Here is a 5,449-nt window from a genome sequence, read left to right as displayed (position 1 = left end):
GTACGGTTACCATAAACGGTCACTTTCAGAGACGGCTATGTTCCGTGTAAAGACACTGTTTGGTGGGCGATTAAGTTTAAGAAACTATAATGCTCAGGTTGGTGAAACCTACGCCATGATTAAAGAGTTGAATAAGCTCACAGGGTTAGGTATGCCTAAAACGATAGAAATAGCCTAATAATCACCCATACTGGCCGTTTCTATCTGAGATCCAATTAGGAAACAAAGCCCCTATCACCACTGTTTACGACAGAACCTGTAATTGTAATATTGTCCACCTTTTCTGATTTTTAAGTCTAATATTAGAAGATTGATTTTGGTATTCAAAGCGTGATAGCAATGTTCTTTACTTTCGATATTGAAGAGGTAAGTGATGACAAAAGCATTTTTGGTCTTGATCGGAGTTGTACTTTTCGGTTGTCGTGATGATTCTACTGAGTTCAGCTTTACCCCTGATCCTGAAGAGGAATCACCTCAACCCATTACTTTTGAGGCTCAAATAGGAGAAGTGACTATACAAGGCCTCAAAGAACCAATAATCACAGTCGCCCCTTCACTTTCTGCGACTGAAGACGGTATCTCACTGGTTACAATAGAAACGTTCAAAGGGATACCTTATGCTTACTCGGGCGATAGTAGCGAAGGTGATTTTTTCTTCGGTGCGCCTGACCGTTTTGAACACAGTGTGATGCTGCCTCTAGCACAAGCGGTGACCGAAAATAATTCGTATACAGACTTTGGGAACATATGCCCTCAGTTTGGCTCAACAGAATTGTACTCAGAGACCTGCCTTTACTTGAACGTATGGAGACCTAATAATGCGACTTCAGGTGATTTATTACCTGTGTATGTTTATATCCATAGTGGTTCGTTTGAAACGGGATCTGGACACCTGCCCAATATAATTCCAGATGTCGCCGTTGCACAAAGTACAATGAGTGATAACCCCTTTATCGCTGTTACTTTTAACTACCGTCTTGGTTTATTGGGAAAACGGTGGGTTGAAGATGCAGGTCAAACGAAAGGGGGCAACTTTGCGGTTGGTGATCAAAAGCGAGCTCTAGAGTGGGTTAGCCAACATATCGAAGACTTTGGCGGAGATAGTACAAACGTCACTGTATTTGGGCAAGGTGCTGGTGCGACATCAATTAATGCGCTTCAGCAAACAACCAGTGGAGAGCGCGATCCTGAAGATGATATTGCCGGTAATTTCTTTAGCAGAGCGATTATGCAAAGTTTACCGCTCGGACTTTCATTTGAATCATACGCTGCAGCGAAAGACCAATACGACACTTTAGAAACTGCAATGGCAACGCTGTATCCTGATTTAAGTATTAACCAATTGACGGTTGATCAGATTTTAGAACTACAAAAACAAGTAAAAGCAGAAATAACGGGACGCTTGTTTGGTTTACCTGACCAAACCATCGAAAGTATGGTCAGTGACATCTTGGGCTGGATTGAAGATGGCGATAGCACGGAATCGATTGTGGCGAAGCTTACTTTGAAATACGCATCGGATATTGCAGCAATCGAACCGCGAGCGAAATTACTTCCCTTTTCACCCTACATTGAGTCCCATCGTGAGTGCATAAAGACATTCCTTGGGGTTTGCACAGAATATGAGGAATACCCAGGCTATCACGTAACAAGCCTCGCTCATGAAGCTCCTTTAACCGTCCCTTCTATTATAGGATTTAATAACAATGAAACGGATAGTTATATAGCGGAGTTAAAGTTACTATTCTTGATTAATATAGAATTATTACCGGGTCTTAAATTACTTGATGTTGTCCTATTTTTAATAGGAGATAGTGATGATATTCGTGATTTGCCACAAATAGCAGATATACCTGCGTACACGTTAATATCATCAATCCTATATGTAGATCGGTTGACCGACACACCTTTACGCTTTGATGATTTCTCACCATCGGAAAATCCTACCACTTTAGATGGGGTATCAGAAGAGATAAGAAAGTTTAATCAATTAAATAATCAATTGATATATAAATGTGCTATTCGTGATTACGCAAAAGAAGTCGATCATGACATCACTCCTATCATTTATCATTTTGACTATGTCGCAAGTTTTAATAACCAGCTGATTGAAGACTCCATTTTTGACACAATAGGTAATTTGGCTTGCTTCGGTGGAAAAGCCTGTAACCAAGCTGAAATTCCTTTTGTATTTAATCGATTATATAACCAAAGCGGATCGAAGATAGCGCCTGATGAAGGTGACCTTCTTCTTATGGGAGAAGTATCGAGTTTGTGGTTTAGCGATGAATTATTCAACCCTGAATATCGATACCAAGAAGATACAGATAACATATTGGTGATAGTTAATAATGCCACGGATGATGGTGGCGAAATAAACAAGAATATTACAGCGTGGGATGCTACGATAAATATGGGTATTGATGCTAGCACATCACAAGGTATTTGTGATGCTATTTACTAAGTCGTCTTTTATTACAGTGAGGTAGGAATGATGCTACATATGCTAAATAGAGTTTGTTGGATAGAGATGAAAGTAAATCATCGAAATTTTTTTTTATTTTATTTCGTAGATCTTGGTGCGTAAGTTTCTTTTCTTTTATTTTGATACTCTCTAATATTGCTAATGCAAAAGAAGCTTCGATTTTTGAGCGGTATGGCATACCGGAACACCTACCTAAGTATGGTATTAGTACTTTATCTCAAGGTGATCATATCGTTGAGCACGTTCGTAAAGTCACTTCAATTAATGAGGAGGCTTCATCTTCATCTTTTTATTTAGTGCAAACAACAGATTTAAAGGGAAATATTGATTTGAGGATTAAATATTTTCAGGATCAAATTTCTCAAATCGATGGTGAACCTTCACTCTCAGAAGATGGTGGAGCGATAGACTCCATTGAATATTTGACTAAAACAGAATATCGACTTCGCGCCTACTCAGATAGTTACGATCGGTCTTCGGTTACCGTTGAAGAATTAGATGAACGTCGTGCAATTGTACGTTTTAACTATTCTAAGTATCAACTACCTCAAGATGTCGCCTATTTTCGTTTCATGCGAGTTGAGATAAGTGTTGAAGATCGCAAGCCTGTTAAAATGGTGATCACTAATTCGCAACCATTTACCTATGGTACTTATAGAATTGAGGATTATAGACAAGAAATCTTAATCAGTGAGCGTTACAATGGTCAATTTTACGTTAAAAGCAAAACCATTGTGGCAAACGGAGTAACTAGAAAAAAAGAAAAGCTTACTCTGTCATTGCTCATGACTCCCGTCGCTTTTTATGACGATGTAGATGGTGTCGAAGTTCTAGATAGTGAAAAGCTTGAAGAAGCATCAGATCCTCGTATTCGAGAAGAAAAGGTCGAGGTCAGTAGTTTTTTCCCACTGATGGGAGACTTAGTCCGTAGACAAGGTATTGATATTCCTCTTCCATACGGTTTTTCTGTCGCTTATCGCAATCAAGATATGGATCTTGGCTTTCAATCTTTTAATTTAGGTCTCGGAGCATTAGGCCTTCAGAATTTAGATAAGGACTTTGAACCGACAGAGACCTTCGCCAAAGTTAATGCTGAGAGTTTTAGTATAAGGGGAGATGTCTATATTTTGCCTTTCTGGAATGTTTACGCTTTAGCTGGAAAGATTAAAGTTAAGGCAACCATTGATGCGCAATATACATCGGAGAGTTTAAACGAAGTTAAAGATAGTTTAAACGGCATCGATCCTGGATTAGGTGATGCCTTATGTAGTGCGCTAAGCAATGAAGGACTCCCTCTGTGTAGCCCTGGTCGATTGAAGCTTCCTTTAAGTCTTGACTATGATCTGTTAGGTGTGGGTACTACACTAGCCGTCGGGTATAAAGAATTTTTCGCCACGCTTAATATGACCGCATCTCAAACACGATTAGAGGGCTCTTCGAGCTGGGGTGATACTCTGTTTGTTGCTCAACCAATGGTTGGTTATCAGCTTGTTGATTATAGAGCTCAGTTATTAATTGGTGCTGAATATCAAGGCTTAGATTCTACGTTATCCGGTAATCTAGGTTATGTAGATGCGTTACAAGGTGAGTTCACTTATGACGTTGATGTTTCTCTAAATCAATGGGCTTATTTGATTGGTTTTAATAAGCAAATAGGTAAACACTATAATATCACAGCCCTTTATAATAAAGGTGAAACAAGAGAAGCATATACAGTTAGTTTGGGCTATCGATGGTAAATGATTGTGTTAATACTAAGCTGAAATATGGGGAGTATCCGTAGCTCAATTTATTTAATATTAATCTAACAATGTGGCCATGAAACATCTTAGTTTCTTATGGCCATTTTTTTGTTCGGGTAGCATTCTGATTTAAAGGCTCTCCGCCACTTGAAACGCAACACCTCACTCGCGAGAAGAGATGCATCAAGCACTTGCGTATTTTCATCCAAGCACATCGAAGTTGATTATAATCGAACAAGAAGGACAGTGCTCTTGGATATCTAAGCCCAGTTAACTTTAAAAAACAATATGTCGCTTATGCGTATTTCGGTGATTGCGATCGGCTGTTTCCCCCCGTGTCAGCATAGTTGTCGTCTAGATTTTTAAGGGGATAACAATGCCAGCTAATCCGTAAGCGTGCCATGAACACCGCATTCTAATCCTTCAGCACGAAGAATAAGATCAACTCTCCAACCCAAAGGAGAGTTGAAATGGCAAAACGACGTACCAACCAACCTAGAATGGCAATCACTGTTTGAACAATATGAAAGCAGCAGTGTTACCCAACGTGCTTTTTGTGAAGAGCATGGACTGAGTTTATCCACGTTCTTTGCCAAACGGCATCAACTCCAAACAGCAAGCCAATCGGAATCTGTCGGATTTGTTAAAGCCGAAATCGTTGAAAAGACAACCAAGTATCAGGCCCAGATAGCTACGGCGAACATGACACTTCTCATCAATGATGTGGAGCTGAGCATTCCTCAAGGCACGCCAGCCACCTATCTTGCTGAACTCATTGGAGCGTTGTCATGAAAGGTATGCTCAGCGCTTCAGACATTTACCTTTATCGTGAAAGCGTCGATTTTAGAAAGTCCATCAACGGCCTTGCAGCGATTATCGAAAATGATACTGACTTGCCTCTTGGCAGCGGTGCGCTGTTCCTGTTTACCAATAAACAGCGCGATAAGATTAAAGTGTTGTACTGGGATAAAACAGGCTTCGCCCTCTGGTATAAACGCCTTGAAAAAGCCAAGTATAAGTGGCCTTCAAAAGAGAAAAATCAGGTGTTTACCCTCACTCAATTTGAGCTTGATAGACTGCTTTCAGGCTTCACAATTATCGGCCACGAACCCATCAAAATAAACGATTTTACAATGAGTTAATCGAGAATAAAGCCTTATTCTCCAAGCGTTAACGGCACGATTTTAGTATAATCAATGCTATGAAAAAGACGCCAAATATC

4 protein-coding genes and 1 pseudogene are annotated in these 5,449 nt (G+C 39.9%); all 5 read left to right on the top strand.

From position 1 onward, the window contains the following. Nucleotides 1-178, top strand: a pseudogene (locus tag AB4375_RS07470) (IS5/IS1182 family transposase); the annotation flags it as partial. 195 nt (nucleotides 179-373) lie between these two features. Continuing rightward, on the top strand, nucleotides 374-2,464 hold the full coding sequence (locus tag AB4375_RS07465; RefSeq protein WP_372051274.1) for a carboxylesterase family protein: 2,091 nt from the start codon (nucleotides 374-376) through the stop codon (nucleotides 2,462-2,464). A 56-nt stretch (nucleotides 2,465-2,520) separates the two neighbouring features. After that, a complete protein-coding gene (locus AB4375_RS07460; protein WP_372051273.1) occupies nucleotides 2,521-4,224 on the top strand; it encodes a hypothetical protein in 1,704 nt (567 codons plus the stop codon). 468 nt (nucleotides 4,225-4,692) lie between these two features. Further along, nucleotides 4,693-5,019 carry an IS66 family insertion sequence element accessory protein TnpA gene (gene tnpA / locus AB4375_RS07455; protein ID WP_372051272.1) on the top strand — a complete coding sequence of 109 codons (327 nt, stop codon included), beginning with the start codon at nucleotides 4,693-4,695 and terminating at the stop codon, nucleotides 5,017-5,019. Beyond that, nucleotides 5,016-5,369, top strand: coding sequence for an IS66 family insertion sequence element accessory protein TnpB (tnpB, locus tag AB4375_RS07450; RefSeq protein ID WP_017062948.1), 354 nt, complete (start codon nucleotides 5,016-5,018; stop codon nucleotides 5,367-5,369). The genes tnpA and tnpB overlap by 4 nt, the downstream gene beginning before the upstream one ends. Nucleotides 5,370-5,449: the final 80 nt, after the last annotated feature.

Source organism: Vibrio sp. 10N.261.51.C6 (assembly GCF_041471785.1).
Lineage (GTDB): Bacteria > Pseudomonadota > Gammaproteobacteria > Enterobacterales > Vibrionaceae > Vibrio > Vibrio crassostreae_C.
Note: the sequence above shows the minus strand (reverse complement) of the source record. Positions and strands in the feature narration are given on the sequence as shown.